General features: G+C 73.6%; 9 protein-coding genes. 4 read left to right on the top strand and 5 right to left on the bottom strand.

Annotated features, from left to right (window positions below):
- Positions 1-239: 239 nt before the first annotated feature.
- Positions 240-1,445, bottom strand: coding sequence for an L-2-hydroxyglutarate oxidase (lhgO, locus tag CHR28_RS33615; protein ID WP_094057519.1), 1,206 nt, complete (start codon positions 1,443-1,445; stop codon positions 240-242).
- A 70-nt stretch (positions 1,446-1,515) separates the two neighbouring features.
- Positions 1,516-2,940: an MFS transporter gene (locus tag CHR28_RS33610; RefSeq protein WP_094057518.1), complete on the bottom strand. Its 1,425-nt coding sequence runs from the start codon at positions 2,938-2,940 to the stop codon at positions 1,516-1,518.
- Between the two features lie 860 nt (positions 2,941-3,800).
- Here CHR28_RS33610 and CHR28_RS33605 point away from each other — a divergent pair.
- Positions 3,801-5,918 (top strand): asparagine synthase-related protein, encoded by a 2,118-nt coding sequence (locus CHR28_RS33605; RefSeq protein ID WP_094057517.1) that lies wholly within the window; start codon positions 3,801-3,803, stop codon positions 5,916-5,918.
- A 48-nt stretch (positions 5,919-5,966) separates the two neighbouring features.
- Here CHR28_RS33605 and CHR28_RS33600 read toward each other — a convergent pair whose 3' ends face one another.
- Positions 5,967-7,967 carry a sigma-70 family RNA polymerase sigma factor gene (locus tag CHR28_RS33600; protein ID WP_094057516.1) on the bottom strand — a complete coding sequence of 667 codons (2,001 nt, stop codon included), beginning with the start codon at positions 7,965-7,967 and terminating at the stop codon, positions 5,967-5,969.
- Between the two features lie 296 nt (positions 7,968-8,263).
- Positions 8,264-9,028 (bottom strand): TetR/AcrR family transcriptional regulator, encoded by a 765-nt coding sequence (locus tag CHR28_RS33595; RefSeq protein ID WP_094057515.1) that lies wholly within the window; start codon positions 9,026-9,028, stop codon positions 8,264-8,266.
- Between the two features lie 375 nt (positions 9,029-9,403).
- Between CHR28_RS33595 and CHR28_RS33590 the strand changes: the two genes are divergently transcribed.
- Both CHR28_RS33590 and CHR28_RS33585 read left to right on the top strand, forming a co-directional pair.
- On the top strand, positions 9,404-10,783 hold the full coding sequence (locus tag CHR28_RS33590; RefSeq protein ID WP_094057514.1) for an NAD(P)/FAD-dependent oxidoreductase: 1,380 nt from the start codon (positions 9,404-9,406) through the stop codon (positions 10,781-10,783).
- 174 nt (positions 10,784-10,957) lie between these two features.
- The gene (locus tag CHR28_RS33585; protein WP_094057513.1) at positions 10,958-12,625 is read left to right on the top strand and encodes an ATP-binding SpoIIE family protein phosphatase; all 1,668 of its coding nucleotides are present in this window, start codon (positions 10,958-10,960) and stop codon (positions 12,623-12,625) included.
- A 13-nt stretch (positions 12,626-12,638) separates the two neighbouring features.
- On the opposite strand, the gene CHR28_RS33580 is transcribed toward CHR28_RS33585, so the two are convergent.
- The gene (locus CHR28_RS33580; protein WP_094057512.1) at positions 12,639-13,901 is read right to left on the bottom strand and encodes an MFS transporter; all 1,263 of its coding nucleotides are present in this window, start codon (positions 13,899-13,901) and stop codon (positions 12,639-12,641) included.
- Positions 13,902-14,023: 122 nt separating this feature from the next.
- Between CHR28_RS33580 and CHR28_RS33575 the strand changes: the two genes are divergently transcribed.
- The gene (locus CHR28_RS33575; RefSeq protein ID WP_094057511.1) at positions 14,024-14,572 is read left to right on the top strand and encodes a MarR family winged helix-turn-helix transcriptional regulator; all 549 of its coding nucleotides are present in this window, start codon (positions 14,024-14,026) and stop codon (positions 14,570-14,572) included.
- Positions 14,573-15,103: the final 531 nt, after the last annotated feature.

Below are 15,103 nucleotides of genomic sequence, written 5' to 3'. Positions count from 1 at the left end.
CCGCGTCGGGGGGTGTCCGTCCTCGGAACGGCGCGATCGACTTGCGTGCCGACTGACTGTTCGTTGACGCGCCAACCGCTGCGGGCGGACACCCCCCGACACGTCCCCTTCTCGCCGTTTGCGGGTGCGGGCGCGTTTCTACTGAGCCCCGGGCGGGCCCCCGACATGTCCCCGTCCGTGCGTCGGCGGGTGCGGGTCGTCCCGGCTTCCGGTTTGGCGGTCCACCCGGCCGCGCCCGCTCACAGGGCGCTCAGCGCCCGGCGGGCCACCTCCCTGCCGATCGGCAGGGATGCCGTGGCCGCGGGGGACGGGGCGTTCAGGACGTGGACCGTCCTGGGGGCCTCGCGGATCAGGAAGTCGTCGACCAGTGTGCCGTCCCGCAGGACGGCCTGCGCGCGTACGCCCGCCGCCGTCGGCACCAGGTCGTCCTCCGACACCCCGGGCAACAGCCGGCGCACCGCCTCCGTGAAGGCGCCCTTGGACAGGGACCGCCGCAGTTCGCCGGCCCCGTAGCGCCAGTGCCGCCGGGCGATCCGCCAGGAGCCGGGCCATGCCAGGGTCGAGCCCAGTTCGCCCGGACGGACCGTGCCCCAGCCGTAGCCCTCGCGGGCCAGGGCGGGTACGGCGTTGGGGCCGATGTGCACCCCTCCGTCGATGCCCCGGGTGAGGTGCACCCCGAGGAAGGGGAACGCCGGATCGGGCACGGGATAGACCAGGCCCCGCACCAGCTCCGGCCGGGCCAGCTCGTAGTACTCGCCGCGGAACGGCACGATCCGGACGTCCGGGTCGTCCCCGGTGAGCCGGGCGATCTCGTCGCAGTACAGCCCCGCGCAGTTGACCAGGACCCTGCCGCGTACGACGTCCCCCGAGGCGGTGAGCACCGCGACGCCCCGCTCGGGTCTGCGGTCGACGCGGACCACCCGCGCGCCGTAGCGGATGTCCGCGCCCGAGCCGTGGGCCAGCTGGCGCGCGACCGCGACGAAGTCGCAGACGCCCGTCGTGCCGACGTGTATGGCGGCCAGGCCGCGCACCTCCGGCTCGTACTCCGCGATCTGGGAGGCGCCCAGCTCGCGCACCGGGATGCCGTTCTCCCGGCCGCGCTGCACGAGGGCGTGCAGGCGGGGGAGCTCCGCGCGGTCGGTGGCGACGATGAGCTTTCCGGTGACCGCGTGGGGGATGCCGTACTCGGCGCAGAACTTGACCATCTCGGCCGCCCCGCGCACCGCGTAGCGCGCCTTGAGGGAGCCGGGGCGGTAGTAGATCCCGCTGTGGATCACGCCGCTGTTGCGGCCCGTCTGGTGCCGGGCCGGGCCGGGCTCCTTCTCCAGGACGGTGACACGTGTGCCCGGTGCGGCGCGTGTGATCGCGTACGCCGTCGACAGACCGACGATCCCGCCGCCGATCACCAGCACGTCGCAGTCGTATGCGATCCCCACCGGCACCACCTCCCACCTCGATAGTGCACTGCGCCACTGACAGTGCCTTCAAACGCGGAGAGGGCGGCCCTTCGGACGCCTAGGCGGGAGCCATCAGCAGCGGCCGGGCCCGCTCACGGAGCTCCACCACCCGCGGCTCGTCGCCGTACGGCTCCAGACGGTGGAGAAGGTCCTTGACGTACTCCGTCGTGCGGGCCGACGAGATGCGGCCGGCGACCTCCACCGCCCGTACGCCCTGCTCGCACGCCGCGTCCAGATTGCCCGACTCCAGTTCGGCGACCGCGGAGACGACCAGGCGCAGGCCGTGCGAGCGCACGAACTCCTCCGTCGGCTGCGACAGCGCCTGCTCCGTGAAGCGGCGGACCTGGCGGGGTGCCTTGAGGTCGCGGTAGCACTCGGCGGCGTCGGCGCAGAAGCGGTCGTAGGAGTAGAAGCCGAGCCAGCTCGGGTCGTGGTCGCCGGGGCGGGCCCGCTCCAGCCAGCTCTCGGCCGCCTTCAGGGCTCCGCCGGCGGCCGGCGCGTCGCCCGCACGCGCGTGTGCCCGGGCCTCGACGAGGCGGAAGAAGCTCATGGTGCGGGCCGTGGCCAGTCCGCGGTTGCGCTCCAGGGCGGCCTGGGCGAGGTCCACGCCCTCGTCGCCGAAGCCGCGGTAGGTGGCCTGGAGGGACATGGAGGCCAGGACGTACCCCCCGAGGGGGACGTCGGCCGCCGCCCGGGCCAGGCGCAGGGCCTGGATGTAGTAGCGCTGGGCCGCTTCCTGCTGGCCGGTGTCGAAGGCCATCCAGCCGGCGAGCCGGGTGAGTTCGGCGGAGGCGCCGAACAGGGCCCGGCCGACCTCGTCGGAGTAGGAGCCGAGCAGGAGCGGGGCGGCCTCCACCCGCAGGCACTCGGGGACCATCGACGAACGCCAGTCACCGCCGCCGTACTTGGAGTCCCAGCGCCGGGCGTCCTCGGCGGCCTCCCGCAGCTTCTGCACATCGCTGTGGCCGACTTTGAGCGGTGCGCCGGAGCCCTCGCCGGGGCCCACGTCACGCGCGACCGAACTGTCGGCCGGGGTTATCAGCCAGCGCGAGGCGGGCGTTGCGTACGCGCTCACTGCGAACGATCCGGCGAGCGACTGCCAGATGCCGCCGGAGCCGGCACGGCGGCCGGCGAGGTCGAGGCGGTACAGCTCCGTCGCGGACTTCACCGCCTGGCCGACGTCGCGCGGGAAGGCGAGGCCGACTTCGGGTGCGGGGTCCGCGTCCGCCAGGCCGATCTCGTGGAGCGGCACCGGGCGGCCGAGCTTCTGGCCGATGGCGGCGGCGATGAGGTGCGGGGCCGCACCCTGCGGCACCATGCCCTTCGACACCCACCGCGCCACCGACGTCTTGTCGTAGCGAAGTGTCAGTCCCCGCTGTGCGCCAAGATCGTTGACGCGCCGCGCGAGGCCTGCGTTGCTGATTCCCGCGAGGGCGAGAACGGCGCCGAGTTTTTCGTTCGGCCCGCGTTGCTCCCTGGACATGCGCCACCCCTCGACACAGACGGCTGCCGCGCTGGCATAACCGTGCGGCATTCGTAAACCCAGCGTAGTTCGCCGCATCCCAAGCGTTAAGGGGCATTGTTCCGGTTGGCGGGATTGTGGTCCGTACTGAAGTGCGGGTCAGATACGGGCAGTTGCGGCGTGCTCCCACTGTGTGGCCGTGCGCCCGCCCGTGCGCTCTGGTCCGGCCATCACGGGAGCGGTTCCATGGTCCTCGCGTGGGTCGGCCCGCTGTACTGGATCCAGTGGGCTGGGGGACACCGCCGCCTCAATCCCCGCGGGCGGCGGAACGGTCCGGGAGGCGTGCTGCGTCTCCCGGACTGCGCGACCGGGCGACACGGCGCCGATCCTGTACGGAGCGTGTTCGATGCTGCTCGCGTATCGGCGAATTGGCCGAAAATCGACCCCGGGGATCGTGCGGTATCAGGGCCCCGACCACGGCAGTTGAGGGCGCGTTGGGCGTATTTGGGGCGCGTATCGGGGGCGCGTTCGCGCCGCAGTCGTACCGGTGACGTGTCGCCGACAGGCCTTGTCCCGTGGCCGGATGGTCGCGTAGCGGCGGCGCGCCGAGTGCTCCTCGTGTCCCGCCCTTTCCCTCTTCTTTGCCTTCCTCGTTCGCTCTTCTTCGCCTCCCCGTTCGGTCTTCGTCTCTTTGCGGTGCGGGTCGTGTCGCGTTGTGGCGTAAGGGAGTTCGGGAGTCGGGCGACCGGGCCGGCGGCTCCGCCGGGGCGCATTCGGCGGAGCGCAAGCGGCGCGGGCACCCTCTGGAGCGCTTCCTTCATGGCAGCATGGTGAACCGGTTCGTACGGTGCACTGGTTGTCCACAGCTTGTGGAGGCGGCGATGCGGTGGTTGGTGGGATGGAGCAGCACCGCCGCGGGAGCCGTCGCTGCCGGTTCGGCGGGGGCCACCGGGCGCGACGGTGAGACCCTGCACCCCGTGGGGTCCCAACTGCTGTGGGGCGACCCCGATCCGCTGTGGGCCGTGGGCGACTGGCGGCCCGACGAGGTACGGGTCGTGAAGGCCGACGAGCGCACGCGCATCGCCGTGCTCGGGATCTGCGGCGCCACCGACGAGCAGTTGCGCGTCGCCCTGTTCGCCGCGCGCGGCGGGGCACTTCGGCATCTGACCGCCTGGCCGGGCAGCTACACGGCGATCGTGCAGGTCGGCAGGAGGATCACCGTCTGCGGTGATCTCGCGGGCGCGCGGCCGGTGTTCTACACCCCCTGGGCCGGCGGCACGGCCTACGCGACGGCCGCCCTGCCGCTGGCCGACCTCATCGAGGCCAACCTCGACTTCGGGCACCTCGCCGCGCTGCTGGCCGCCCCCGACGTGCCCGCCGCGCTCCACGACTCGACGCCGTACGACGGCGTGAAGCGGATTCCGCCGGGGCACGCCCTGATCCTGCGCGCCGGGGCGCGGGAGATCGCCGGGTACGAGCCGGTCGCCTCACTGGCCGTCGCCGCTCCGCCGGCCGACCCCGACCGTGCCGTGGACGCCGTGCGCGACGCCCTCGTCGAGGCCGTGCGGACGCGGCTGTCCGCGCCGCGGCACGTCCCCGGGGCGGACATCGACCCCGGGCCCGTGCCCGGGATGGGGCCCGCCGAACGGCGCGCGGCGCGCGGGATGCCCGTGCCGGGCATCGGTGCGGACCTGTCCGGCGGACCCGCCTCGGGGACGCTGGCGCTACTGGCCGCGGGGCTGCCCGGGATGCCGGGCACGGTGCTCGGACACGGCACGGGCGCGGGCGAGCGGCTGCTCGCGGTCACCTTCAACGACCTGGCCGTCGGCGGGCGGGAGGCCGAGCTGGAGCGGGCCGGGGCGCTGGCGGCGAACCCGCGGCTGCACCACGTGGTCGTGACGGGCGGCGAGGAGACCCTTCCGTACGCCGACCTGGACGGGCCCCTGACGGACGAACCCGGGGCCTGCCTGGTGACGGCGGCGCGGCACCGGGCCCGGCTGGCGGCGGGCAGCGCGGACCACTTCACCGGGTACGGGGCGCGGCAGGTGCTGGACGCGCACCCCGCGCGCCTGGCCGACCTGCTGATGGACCGCCGGCGGCGTCATCTGGTACGGCCCGTCGCCGCGCTGGCCAAGGCGGACGGGTCGGTGCTGGTGCCCGCGCGTGTGTACGCGGCGGCGCGGCGGCTGTCCCGCACGCCGTACCGGTCGGGGATCGAGTCCCTCGCCGAGCGGCTCCTCGACCACCGGCCGGACGAGGAGCTGGACGCGCCCGGCGGCGCGGTGGACGCCTCCCTCGCGGCGCTGACCTGGGGCAGACCCGGGCCGGCGGCGCGCTGGCTGACCGGTGAGGCGCTCGCTGAAGTATCGGTTCGCCTTCAGGCGTCGACGCACCGGTCGGAGCTGGTGGGGCCCGGACAGCGGCCGGGCGACTTCCGCGCGCGGGCGGCGCTCGCGCGGCACGCGGCGGACCTGCGCGTGCTGGAGCAGGCCGCGGAGATCCGCTTCCAGCGGCTGCACGCGCCGTTCCTCGACAACCAGGTGGTGCGGGCGGCGCGTGCGCTGCCCGAGGCGCTGCGGGTGCGCCCGGGGGCGCGGGCGGCGGTGCTGCGCACGGTGCTGGAGGGGGCCGGGGTGCGGGAGTTGCCGACCGGGTGGGGCGCGCCGACCCAGGCCACGGCGGCCGCGGCGGCGCGTACAGGGCTGCGGGTGGCGGCGGATTCGCTGGTCGCGCTGTTCGACACGCCGCTGCTGGCGGAGGCGGGCCTGGTCGAGGCGCGGGTGGTCCGCAAGGCGCTGCGCGGCGCGGCGGCGGGCGAGCCGCTGCCCCTGGACGGGCTCGCGGACCTGGTCTCCCTGGAACTGTGGCTGCGCCGCCTGCTGGCCCGCCGCGGCACATGCTGGACGGGAACCCCGGCCCGCCAACGAGCGGTACCGGCGGGCATCGCGCCGCAGCGGGGGGCGCTGGGCGCGGGGGCGGCCGGGGGACGACGGGCTTGACGCCGGTGCCTGCGGGGACGTGGAGATCCCCGTGCCGCGCGGCCACCGCTAGCGGCAGGTGAACGTCGACTCCGCCCAGTCCGCCAGCGTCAGGCCGGCCAGCGCGCCCAGCGGTTCCACCACCAGCCGGACGGTGCTGCGGCCGGTGAGGTCCACATGGACGGGGACGGCCGGGTCACCGCCCTCGACCGGCCCGGACCGCCAGAGCCGGACGCCGTCGGCGTAGACGGAGAAGGCCACCCTGCCGTGCTTCAGCGTCATGTCGTCGACGCCGACGGCCGCGTCGTAGGAGGAGCAGGAGCGGTTGAGGTCGATGGTGACGGAGGAACTGCCGTGCACGGTGACGCCGTGCGCGTACCGCCGGTCGCCGACCGACAGGCCCGACCGCTTCCAGACCCAGCTGCTCGAACCGATCCGCATCTCGGGCCCGGTGCCGTCGCCCGTGACGTCGTACGACAGGTCGCTCCACTGGTAGACGGCCGGGGCGGGAGGCGGTGGCGGCGGAGTCGGTGTGGGTGTGGGTGTGGGTGTCGGGGCGGGAGCCGGGGGCGCGGGGGGTGCCGGACTCGGGGACGCGGGCGGCCGGGTGGGGCGCGGGGCCGGCGTCGGGGACGTCTCGGGAGCGGGGGCCGTCCCGGCGGGCGCTGTCGGCACGGGCGTCCGCGCGCCCACGGGCACCAGGGCCGGCGGACGCGGCCCGGGCTCCCGGCGAGGTGGGGCGGGCGTGGGCTCGCCGGGCCGCACCACGGACGAGGGCGGAGGGGACGACGGCACCGGCCGCGCCTCCTCCCGGGCCCGGTCCTGGCCGGCCAGTGCCATGACCACCGCCGCCACGACCCCGACGGCCACCACACCGGCCGCGATACCGGCCTTCACCGGCGCGCCGATCCCCTCGGAAGCCGCCGCGCTCCCACCGGAGGCACTCGCCCCACCGGAAGTACTAGCCCCACCGGAAGCACTCGCCCCACCGGAGGAGCCGCCTGCCGCCGCCGCGGCCACCCCCGCGGCACCGCCGGCCCCCGCACCCCCGGCGATGAGACCGGCCGCCTTGGCGTACCCGGCGGCACCGAACCAGCCGATGACGGCCACCGGTACGACGGCCGGGATGCCACCGGCCACCTCCGCGATCTGACTCGCGGCCAGGCGGCACTTGGCGCACTCCTCCAGGTGCTTGCGCAGCCCCCGCTCGGCACGGGTGCGCAGCCGGCCGCGGGCGTACGTGCCGAGCTGGACGGCGTAGCGCGCGCACTCCTCGTCGGCGGTGAGCGTGGCGCTGACGTGGGCCTGGAGGTAGGCCTGCTTCAGCCCCTCACGGGCACGGCTGGCCAGCACACGCGTGCCGTTGGCGTCCAGACCGAAGAGCGTGGCCACCTCGCTGGGCGACTCGTCCTCGACCTCGGTGTGCCACAGCACGGCCTGCCAGCGCTCGGGCAGCGACCGGAAGGCCCGCATGGCCATGGACTGCTCGGCCTCGTGCATGGCCCGTACGTCCGCGCCCAGTTCGAGTGTGTCGTCGTCGGACGCGTCCCGGCCGCGCGCGGACTGGGCGGCGAACAGGGCGAAGTCGTCGACGAGCTGCTCGCGCCGCGCCGACCGCGTCCAGGAGGCGGCGACGCGCCGCACCGAGGTGAGCAGGTAGGCGCGGACCGCGTGGGTGGGGCCGGAGCCGCCGCGGACCGCCTGGAGCATGCGGGCGAAGACCTCGGCGGTCAGGTCGTCCGCGGTGTGGGCGTCCCGGCAGCAGGTGCGGGCGTACCGGCGCACGGCCTGGGCGTGGCGCCGGTACAGCTCCTCGTACGCCGTGTCGTCGCCCGCGCGCATCCGGTCGATGAGGTCGGCGTCGGACGGAGGGAGTTCACGCGGCGGCGGCAGGGCCCCGTCCTCGCGCCGGTCGCGCTGGGCCGGGACCGACTCGTCGGCGGAACGTCCGCCGGCAGGAACGCTTCCTCGCCCGCCCTGGCTGGGCACCTGCGGCGGAAGCGGGCCGCCGGGCGCGGTGTCCCCGCCGTTTCCGGTGCCGCTCGACTCGTCCCGTCCGTCAACGCTCATCGCGGAACGCCCCCGCCAGCCGCCGTACCCGTCCAGACCACCGGGTCAGCGTGCCACAGCGACTCCTTGGCGGAACCCCGGAGTTCGGACCGTCACTCGTCCGAGCGGATCCGCCGCACGCCAGTACTGGCCGGCCCTCCCGCGGGGAAGGCTCTCTCTTCGCTCCGAGGTCACCGGTGCCGTTCGCCACCGTTCGAGCCGGCGGTCGAGCAGGCCTAGGCGGTCTCGCCCGAGAGCCGGCTGGCCCTCGGAGGACTGCGCGAAGAGCCCGCGCCGGACCCGACACCGCCCCCCGCTCACGCCGGACGCGACCGCAGACCCTCCAGCAGGATGTCCAGCAGCCGGGCCGACGCCGCCGCCTGCTGGGCCGCGTCGGGCAGCGAGGGCGCGGCCGTCGCGATCACCAGCAGGACGTCCGACACGGACACGTCCGCCCGCAGCTCACCCGCCGCCCGGGCCCGGTCCACGAGCTGGCCGACGACCTCCAGCAGCGCCGACGCCCCGGCGTCGTCCTCCGGCGCCGGGACGGAAGCGACCGCCACCGGCTCCTCCGGCACCAGCCGCAGCTCGGCACCGCCCGGCTGGGTCCGCTGCTGCGGCACCCGCGGACCGCCGGCCTGGTCCTCCACGACCGAGACCCGCAGCACCTGCGGCGGCAGCAGCCGGCCGGCGCCCGACGCCACCGACGTGCGCAGGAAGCGCGACAGCGCCGACCACGGCTCGTCCTCCTGCCCGAGCGCGGCGCGCGCCTGCTCGGTCAGCCGGGACGTCTCCTCCTCGGCTATCCGCCGCACCAGGACGTCCTTGCTCGGGAACCGCCGGTACACCGTGCCCACACCGACCCGCGCGCGCCGCGCGACGTCCTCCATCGGCGCGCCGTACCCCAGCTCGCCGAACACCTCGCGCGCCGCCCGCAGCACGTGCTCCAGATTGCGCTGGGCGTCCACGCGCAGCGGCGTCGTCCGTGCTCCGTCCCCGCGCCCGTTCCCCGTCGTGCTCATCGTCGCGCCACCCGCGGTAAGAGCGGACGCGGACGACCAATGAGAATCCTGAACATGCATATGCATTCCCCCGGTAATGACGTCTCCCCCCGGAGACTCTCCCCGCCATGCGATGCCGGGACGGGGGAACAGGCCCGGTTCCGCGGCCCGCCCGTCGCGGACCCGGTGAGCACATCCCCCTACACCCCGTCGACACACGAACATAGTTGAGAGGGAGTCAATTCAGAAGGGGCAGGTTCCGCACGGAGCGCCCACCGATCGGAGTACGGGTCGCATACGTCCCGAATGTGCCCCCGCGCGCCCCCCACGCCACCCCCACTGACCTGCCCGAACGCCCCACAGTCGGCTAATCCGGCCAACTCCGCGCCCGCGCCCGCGCCGGTCACACAATCCGTCGAGGCTGTGGACAAACGCAAGCGGCGGGTGCGTCATGGGATGGTGAAGGAACGTGCGCGCATTCTCGTTGTCGGTGGCGGCTACGTCGGGATGTACACGGCCCTGCGCCTGCAGCGCAGACTGAAACGGGAACTGGACCGGGGCGACGCCGAGATCACGGTCGTCACCCCCGACCCGTACATGACGTACCAGCCGTTCCTCCCCGAGGCCGCCGCGGGCGCCATCTCACCCCGCCACGTCGTCGTACCGCTGCGCCGCGTCCTGGACCGGTGCCGGGTCCTCATCGGCGAGGCCACCGCCGTCGACCACGCGAAACGCACCGTCACCCTCACCACCCTCGCCACCGAGGAGGAGGGCACGGGCGGACAGCAGCTCCCCTACGACCACCTCGTCCTCGCCCCCGGGTCCGTCTCGCGCGCCCTGCCGGTCCCCGGCCTCGCCGACCACGGCATCGGCTTCAAGACCGTCGAGGAGGCCATCGGCCTGCGCAACCACGTCATCGAGCAGATGGACATCGCCTCCTCCACCCGCGACCCGGCGATCCGCGACGCGGCCCTCACCTTCGTCTTCGTCGGCGGCGGCTTCGCCGGTGTGGAGGCCCTCGGCGAGCTGGAGGACATGGCCCGCTACGCCGCGCGCTACTACCACAACGTCCGCCCCGAGGACATGAAGTGGATCCTCGTCGAGGCCTCGGACCGCATCCTGCCCGAGGTCGGCGAGGAGATGGGCCGCTACACCGTCACCGAGCTGCGCCGCCGCAACATCGACGTCCGCCTGCGCACCCGTCTGGAGTCCTGCGCCGACCGGGTCGCCGTCCTCAGCGACGGCGCCCGCTTCCCCACCCGCACGGTCGTCTGGACGGCCGGCGTGAAGCCCCACCCGGTGCTCGCCGCCACCGACCTGCCGCGCAACGACCGCGGACGCCTGCGGTGCACGCAGCAGCTGTCGGTCGAGGGCACCACGCACGCGTGGGCGGCCGGAGACGCCGCCGCCGTCCCCGACGTCACCGCCGCCGAACCGGGCCGCGAGTGCGCCCCCAACGCCCAGCACGCGCTGCGCCAGGCCAGGGTGCTCGCCGACAACATCGTCCACACCCTGCGCGGCGAACCCCTGGAGACGTACGAACACGCCTACGCCGGCTCCGTCGCCTCCCTGGGCCTGCACAAGGGCGTCGCCCACGTCTACGGGCGCAAGCTGAAGGGCTACCCGGCCTGGTTCATGCACCGCGCCTACCACCTCAGCCGTGTGCCCACCTTCAACCGCAAGGCGCGCGTGCTCGCCGAATGGACCCTGGCCGGTCTGTTCAAACGGGAGATCGTCTCCCTCGGTTCACTCGAACATCCCCGGGCGGAGTTCGAACTCGCGGCCGGTGGAAAGCCTTCCCAAGACCCCCCGGGCAACCCGAAGGGGTCGTCCTGACCGGACCCAGGAACTCCACCGCCCGGCCCGGCGTCTGACGGATGTCGGTCCGGTCCGCGCACTGCCAGACTGGTCCACCACCACGGGTGTGCCACGGCTCGCCCCGGTGCGGGCCCTCAGGGGCCCCGGCCGGTTCCGGTGCCGGCCGCCGACGACTACACGAGGCAAGGATTCGTGAACTTCACGCGCTGGAGCGCCCGGCTCCCCGGAACGCAGCGCCGCGCCGCAGCGCGGACCGAGCAGACGGCCTCCCCGGACCGGCGGGGGGAAGGTTCCGTACCCGCCGCCCGTGTCGAACAACTGACCGGTGAAACGCCGCCCGTGCCCCCCGTCGACGAACTGCGGGTGCGCGAGGTCCTCGACCGCGTCCCGTCCCTCGTCGCCCTGGTCCACGGCCCCGACCACCGCATCGCCTACGTCAACGACGCCTACACCACCGCCTTCGGCGTACGCCCCCTCGGCGAACGCGCCCGCGAGGCCCTCCCCGAACTCGACGCGCTCGGCCTCTTCCCCCTCCTGGACCAGGTCCAGCGCAGCGGCAAGCCGCGCACGGTGAAGTCCCGCAAGGCCCCCGACGGCCGCTGCTACACCTTCACCTGCACCCCGGTGGCCCAGGGCGACGGAAAGGGCGGCACGGACGGCCGCGGCGTCCTCGTCTTCGCCACCGACGTCACCGACCACGCCGAAGCCGCCGAACGCCTGCGCGCCAGCGAACGCCGTCAGCGCGAAACGGCCGTCACCCTCCAGCGCTCCCTGCTCCCCCAGGAGCTCGAAGAACCCGACGACCTGCGCGTGGCCGCCACCTACCACCCCGGTGGCACGGAAGCCGCGGTCGGCGGCGACTGGTACGACGTCATCACCCTCGGCGGCGGCCGCACGGCCCTCGTCATCGGCGACGTCATGGGCCGCGGCGTCCGCGCCGCCGCGGTCATGGGCCAGCTCCGCACGGCGGTCCGCGCCTACGCCCGTCTGGACCTGCCCCCGCACGAGGTCCTCCAGCTCCTCGACGGCCTGGCGGCCGAGATCGACGCCAACCAGATCGCCACCTGCGCCTACGCCGTCCACGACCCGAACGAGGGCAAGCTGGTCTACGCCTCGGCCGGCCACCTCCCCATCCTCGTCCGCGACGAGAACGGCACGGTCCTGCGCGCCGACGAACCCACCGGCCCCCCGCTCGGCACCGGCGGCTGGATGCACGCCTCCGGCTCGATCCCCCTGAGCCCCGGCTCCACGGCCGTCCTCTACACGGACGGCCTGGTCGAGCGCCGCGACGCCGACCTCGACGAGGGCATCGCCGCCCTGGAGCGCGCCCTGGCCGGCGCCACCGGCACGCCCCAGGTCGTCTGCGACCGTCTGGTCCGCTCGGCCGGCGTGACCCCGGACCACGACGACGACGTCGCCGTCCTGGTCCTCCAGCACCCCGCCCGCACGGGCCCGGAGGGCGAGCTCTTCCGCAACGCCGCCCTGGAACTCCTGGGCGGCATCGAGGCGGCCCCCCGCGCGCGTGCCTTCGCCTCCGGCGTCCTGACCAGCTGGCGCTTCCCCACCGACCTGCACGACCTGGGCGTCCTCGCCACCAGCGAGCTCGTCGCCAACTCCCTCCAGCACGGCACCCCGCCCATGCGCCTGCGCCTGCGCCGCACGGACCGGCGGCTGATCATCGAGGTCACCGACGGCGACGACCACCTCCCCAGACGCCGCCGCGCGGAACCGGGCGACGAATCGGGGCGCGGCATCGCGATCGTCGCCACCATCGCGTCCAGCTGGGGATGCCGCCGCACCCCGGGCGGCGGCAAGGCGGTCTGGTGCGAGTTCGCCCTGCCGCGCGCCCAGGCGACCTAGCGGGTGCCGGGGATCAGACGTCCGCCGAAACGGGCGCCCCACCCCGGGCCACGACCCGGCTCTTCGCGAGCCACGGCTGATCCTGCGCCTCGGTCAGCTGCCGCCCCAGCCGCACGGCGAGGATCGTGATCCCCAGCGAGAACACCAGGAACGCCACGATGTACGGCGCGTGCAGCGAGGCCCCCAGCGGCCCGCCCACCGCCGGCCCGACAGCCAGCGCGAGCTGCTTGACCAGGGCGAACGCCGAGTTGTACTGCCCGGCCATGCCCTCCGGCGCGAGATCCGCCACCAGCGGCGCCACGGTCGGCGACAGCATCGCCTCACCCAGCCCGAACAGGGCGTACGTCGAGACGAAGGCGGCCGTCGCCATCTCCTGGCTGCCGTGCCCCAGCCCCGCGTACCCCGCCACGGCCCACGCCACGGCCCAGATCAGGCCCACGGCCGCGATCACCCGCGAACGCCGGCGCCGCTCCACGAACCGCAGCACGGCGAACTGCGCCACGACGATCATCAGCGTGTTCGCCGCGAGGGCCGTCCCCAGCGCGGACGTCGATATCCCGGCGGCCTCGACGCCGTACGCGCTCAGCCCCGACTCGAACTGCCCGTAGCAGGCGAAGAACAGCACGAAGCCCAGTACGCACAGCTGCACCATGGCCCGGTTGCCCAGCAGCTGCTTCCAGCTGCTCCGGCCCGCCGCGGGCGCGCCCTCGATCCGGGGCGCGTGCGGCATCCGCACCGTCGCCATCACGACGACCAGCAGCAGGAACATCGCCGCCTCGATCGCGAAGAGCAGGGTGAAGGAGGCAGCGCTCGTGGTGTCGACCAGGTGCCCTCCGATGAGGCCGCCGACACCGAGCCCGAGGTTCTGCAGGAAGAACTGCATGGCGAACGCCCGGGACCGCGTCTCGGCCGAGGAGCAGTCCACGATCATCGTCGCCAGCGCCGGCTGCATCACGGCCTGCCCGGCCCCCAGCAGCGAGGCCGACGCCAGCACGGCCGCCGAACTGCCCGAGATCCCCAGGGTCAGCGCACCGACGGCGGCGGTGAGCAGGGCGGCGAGCAGCACCGGCAGCGGGCCGCGCCGGACGATGGCCCGCCCGGCGAACGGCAGCACCACCAGTGCGGCCACAGCGAAGACGGCGAGCACGAGGCCCGCCGTCATGGCCCCCAGCCCTCGCACCTGCGCCACGTAGACGTACAGATACGGGACCGTGAAGCCGAGCCCGAAAGCGCTGAGTGCGTTGCCCACGTGGATCCGGCGCATCGCAGCGCCCATCGCCCTGGTCACGTTCACCTCTCTCACAAGTTAGGAGTGAAGACTTCGACACTAAACTTCGAAGCTAAAGAGTACATTCCCAAGGACTTCAAGGCAAAGATGAGCCGTGCCATACTGCGCCCATGGGCGACACCCCCGGCTCCGACGAGCCCACCCTCGAAGAGCAGATCGCCGCGTACCAGCGCGAGTTCCAGGACCTCGACCCCCAGGTCGAGCAGATCGTCTCGGCCCTGTCGCGCCTGAACCGCCGCATGAACGTCGCCTACGGCCGCCAGACCTCGGCCCTCGGCATCAGCAACGCCGAGTGGGAGGTCCTCAAGGCCCTCGTCCTCTCCGGCGCCCCCTACCGACTGGGCCCCAGCGAGCTCGCCAAGCGCCTCGGACTGACCCCCGCCGCGATGACCCACCGGATCGACCGCATGGTCGGCGAAGGACTGGTGACCCGGGAGCGGGACGAGACGAACCGCGTCCGCGTCATCGTGGAGCTGACATCCGAGGGGCGAGAGAAGTGGCTGGAGGCGATGCGCCTGGCGTCGGTCTTCGAGGAGGACCTGCTCCAGGACCTGTCCCCCGTCGAGCGCACGGCACTGGGCGAAGTGCTCACGCGCCTGCTGCGCCGCGTCGAGGACGCCCAGCCGGACGCCGGCGGGCGCCTGTCCGACCTGGACTGACGCGCCCACGACTCCCGCGCAAAAGATCTTGACAGGGGACGCTTGACAGCCCCCAGCGGGATCCGTAGAGTTCTTCGGGTTGCCGCAGAGCCGTAACGGTTCTTCGACAGCACTTCCGCCGCAGCAGCGGCACCAACCATCAGCAAGATCGCTCCCAGCGGGGTTGATTTCGGCGCGCCCGAATTCAATTCGAATTGGGACTCGACGCTCTGATCGGCCCCGAACCGGGATCGATTTTGGAATCGCCGAGAGATCGCGCTAAGGTTGGACACGTCGGAACGGCCCAACAGCCGCGAAGACAAACCCCGCTGACTGGGAATCAGGCCCGAAAGGATCTGATAGAGTCGGAACCGCCGGAAAGGGAAACGCGAAAGCGGAAACCTGGAAAGCACCGAGGAAATCGGGTCGAAAAAAGATCTGATAGAGTCGGAAACGTAAGACCGAAGGGAAGCGCCCGGAGGAAAGCCCGAGAGGGTGAGTACAAAGGAAGCGACCGTTCCTTGAGAACTCAACAGCGTGCCAAAAGTCAAC

The sequence above is a fragment of the Streptomyces sp. XY006 genome (assembly GCF_002237655.1).
GTDB lineage: Bacteria > Actinomycetota > Actinomycetes > Streptomycetales > Streptomycetaceae > Streptomyces > Streptomyces levis.
The sequence above is the reverse complement of the archived record's forward strand: the minus strand, read 5'-3'. Positions and strand labels throughout refer to the sequence as shown.

Coding starts and splice junctions, on each gene's coding strand:
- CHR28_RS33610 (WP_094057518.1), bottom strand. CDS start 2,940: ATGTCCAGGGAGCAACGCGGGCCGAACGAAAAACTCGGCGCCGTTCTC.
- CHR28_RS33605 (WP_094057517.1), top strand. CDS start 3,801: ATGCGGTGGTTGGTGGGATGGAGCAGCACCGCCGCGGGAGCCGTCGCT.
- CHR28_RS33600 (WP_094057516.1), bottom strand. CDS start 7,967: ATGAGCGTTGACGGACGGGACGAGTCGAGCGGCACCGGAAACGGCGGG.
- CHR28_RS33595 (WP_094057515.1), bottom strand. CDS start 9,028: ATGCATGTTCAGGATTCTCATTGGTCGTCCGCGTCCGCTCTTACCGCG.
- CHR28_RS33590 (WP_094057514.1), top strand. CDS start 9,404: ATGGTGAAGGAACGTGCGCGCATTCTCGTTGTCGGTGGCGGCTACGTC.
- CHR28_RS33580 (WP_094057512.1), bottom strand. CDS start 13,901: ATGGGCGCTGCGATGCGCCGGATCCACGTGGGCAACGCACTCAGCGCT.
- CHR28_RS33575 (WP_094057511.1), top strand. CDS start 14,024: ATGGGCGACACCCCCGGCTCCGACGAGCCCACCCTCGAAGAGCAGATC.